The sequence below is a fragment of the Aequorivita aquimaris genome (assembly GCF_001573155.1).
Lineage (GTDB): Bacteria > Bacteroidota > Bacteroidia > Flavobacteriales > Flavobacteriaceae > Aequorivita > Aequorivita aquimaris.
Genome location: NZ_JRWG01000020.1, coordinates 1 through 3230 on the forward strand (window position 1 = coordinate 1; position 3230 = coordinate 3230).

Sequence of the window (3230 nt, forward strand, 5' to 3'; positions counted from 1 at the left end):
ACAATGGTTACAATCAAAATGATGGCATTTATTCTTCTGGTAATACTTCAACTTCAGAAGAAGAATACGTAGATGAGGATTCTAACAATGAAAAAGCAAATTATTATCAGCAATATTTCCGTAGTAAATCTGATGCATACGCTAATCTTCCTGAAGAAGGAGCCATTTTTACTGATATTGAAGCCTATTCAACTACCGAAAGATTGGACGAAGATGGCTATATAGTTATTGAAGAAGATTATGATGAGGAAGAGTATGGCCCATGGGGAAGCAACAGTGAAGACATCACCGTAAACATTTATAATTATGGAGGTTACGGCTATGGATTTTATCACAGACCTTATTGGTATGGTGGGTATTGGGGTTATCCTTATTATATTTACCACACCCCATATTGGGGAATAAGCTATGGTTGGGGTTATCCATATTATGGCTATGGTTATGGCTACCCTTATTACGGTTATGGGTATTATACTTCACATTATTACAATTACAACCCATATTATAATGTATCGTATAATAGGGGAAGAAGAAACACTGATTATAATAGAGCAAGTACCCGCGGAAGAACCAATAATGTTTCTACCCGTAATTCCTACAGTCGTTCCGAATTATCTAGACGTGTAAACAGAAACAATGTGCGTGCTAACACAAATACTAGAAACACTCGCAGTAATATCCGCAATACTCGCTCCAACTCTAATAACTCAATCAGAAACACTCGTTCTAACTCAACGATACGAAACAATAGTAGTTCACAGCCCACCAGGAGCAATACTACAAGAAGAAGCGGCAACTACTCCTCTCCTACCAGGAGCAATAGTTCAGGTTCTGTAAGAAGTTCAGGTGGCAGTATTCGTTCTAGTGGAAGTAGTGGACGTTCAGGAGGCAGTAGTGGACGTGGCGGACGCGGTTAAATTTATCTATCAGAATATTTTTCAAACATAGAATTAATATATTATGCCCAATGACCATTTCTATAAGAACGAAATGATACTTTGGGCATTTTTACTATATCACCTTTTTAAATTAAAAATTAGATGAAAAAAATATCATTACTATTTATAGCTTTTTTTGCTTTGGCTATTTTAAATGCCCAAAACACTACTGACGGTTTACGATATAGTCTAGGTGAAAATATCGGCACAGCACGCTACACTGCATTAAGCGGCGCCATGGGAGCGCTGGGAGGAGATTTTTCCGCAACAAGTATAAATCCAGCAGGTGGTGCAGTTTTTTTAACTTCCAGCCTGATGTTTTCTACATCATTATTTGATATTGAAAACAATGCGAACTATTTTGGAAACAGTGAAAAAAGTTTTTCAGATAATATTACTATAAATCAATTGGGAGGAGTTTTTGTAATCAATAACTCTAATAAAGAGTCCATATTTAAAAAGTTCACTATTGGGGTAAGTTACAATATGGACAAAAATCTGGATAACGAATTTTACATTGCTGGTACCGGCAACACATCAATTGGCGACTTTTTTCTATCACAAGCCCAGGGCATTCCCCTAAATCTTTTGCAACTACAGTCAGGTGAATCCATTTCAGATTTGTACCAATATCTGGGAGAATATGAGGGCACAGCGGCCCAAAACGCTTTTTTAGGGTACCAAACCTTTTTATTTGATCCTGTTGACCCAAGCAATCCTTCAAATACAACTTATACTTCTAATATTGCTAATGGTAGCTTCAATCAGCAGTATGCTTATCTTTCGGAAGGGTACAATAGCAAATTCACAATAAATTTGGCTACCCAAGTAACAGATAATTTATATTTTGGAGCAAACATTAATACCCACACAATCTATTTTAGCCAAAGTTCTTTCTTACTTGAAAACAATAACAACAATGGCTCAACGATAAACAGAGTAGGTTTTGAAAACAATCTTACCGCAAATGGCGCAGGAGTTTCAGCACAACTAGGGGCCATCGCAAAAGTAGCAAACAACTTCCGTTTAGGTTTAAGCTTAACATCGCCAACCTGGTATCAAATCTCAGAAGAAACCACCCAATATCTTGAAAGCCGAAGACTGTTTCAAGGGCAGAATATAAATGAAGTTGTAGATCCAAGGGTAATAAATGTATATGAAGATTACACACTAAGAACTCCTGCTAAAGTAAACGCAAGTGCGGCATACGTTTTTGGCCAAAATGGTCTAATTAGTTTTGATTATTCCTATAAAGATTATGCTTCAATTGAATTTAGCCCAACCGACGATATCTTTTTCAACAATTTAAACAATATAATTGAAAACAATCTAAAAGGCGTCTCAGCGTATAAAGCAGGCGCAGAATACCGTTTAAACCAATTAAGCCTACGTGGAGGGTTTCATTACGAGGAGAGCCCCTATAAAAATTCTGAAGTTTTAGGAGAACGCGTTGGGTTCTCATTGGGCGCAGGCTATAATTTTGGAAAATTCACTGCTGATCTTGCCTATTCGCGTTCAGAACAAACAAGAAACCAGCAACTATACTCCATTGGTTTAACCGATGCCGCAGAGATAAACTCAATTTACAGCAATTTTGTTCTTTCTCTCGGGTTCAATTTTAAATGATTTTTTTAGGTAAAAAAAAACGAGCGATCAATTTTCAAATTATAAAATTTTTTTTTGATATCCAAAATTGATCTCTTTATTATAAAGGTGAAGTTTTTAAAGTTATTACACTTTAAGAAATATACTCTAAAATCTGTTCGCCTTTTCCAAAAGAATAGCACGCAATCAAAATATCCTTCCCTAAAAAACAAAAGCTCTGCTGTATGGCAGAGCTTTTGCTTTATTCATAATTTCTATTTATCGTTTTAGGGTAAAGTGTCCTTTGAATTCTTTTTGGTTTCCGTCCTCGGTGTACTCCACGCGGAACCAGTAGTCGCTCGACGGCATGGGGCTTCCCCCGTAGGTGCCGTCCCATCCCTGGCCCAGTGGGCTGAGCTGCTTGAGCAGCTTCCCGAAGCGGTCAAAGATATAGATTTTCGCCGTAGGGTCGCCGCTGGCGATGCCGATGATGTTCCAGGTGTCGTGGTAGCCGTCGCCGTTGGGCGTAAAGTACGGCGGGTAGTCGATGACCCCCACGTCGAAAGTCACGCTGCCGCAGCCATAGACGTCCCGGATGGTCACCGTGTGGTCGCCCGGGGCCACGCCCTCAAAGATGTTGCTGTCCTGGAAGGGGCCGTTGTCCAGCTGGTACTCGTAGGTGCCCTCGCCCGTGGCCACCACCTCGAT

The 3230-nt window shown here is 39.3% G+C and carries 3 protein-coding genes; 2 read left to right on the top strand and 1 reads right to left on the bottom strand.

Annotation, left to right across the window (positions count from 1 at the left end; genetic code table 11):
• Nucleotides 1-917, top strand: a 917-nt coding sequence (locus tag LS48_RS15375) for a hypothetical protein (RefSeq protein ID WP_062623203.1), incomplete at its 5' end; no start/stop codon positions are given.
• 123 nt (nucleotides 918-1040) lie between these two features.
• Nucleotides 1041-2564, top strand: coding sequence for an OmpP1/FadL family transporter (locus tag LS48_RS14490; protein WP_062623204.1), 1524 nt, complete (start codon nucleotides 1041-1043; stop codon nucleotides 2562-2564).
• A 237-nt stretch (nucleotides 2565-2801) separates the two neighbouring features.
• Here LS48_RS14490 and LS48_RS14495 read toward each other — a convergent pair.
• Nucleotides 2802-3230 (bottom strand): T9SS type B sorting domain-containing protein (locus LS48_RS14495; RefSeq protein WP_131807732.1); only part of this gene is annotated, 429 nt, incomplete at its 5' end.

Bases quoted from the DNA above. Each gene is read 5' to 3' on its own strand.
- LS48_RS14490 (WP_062623204.1), top strand. From the start codon at position 1,041: ATGAAAAAAATATCATTACTATTTATAGCTTTTTTTGCTTTGGCTATT.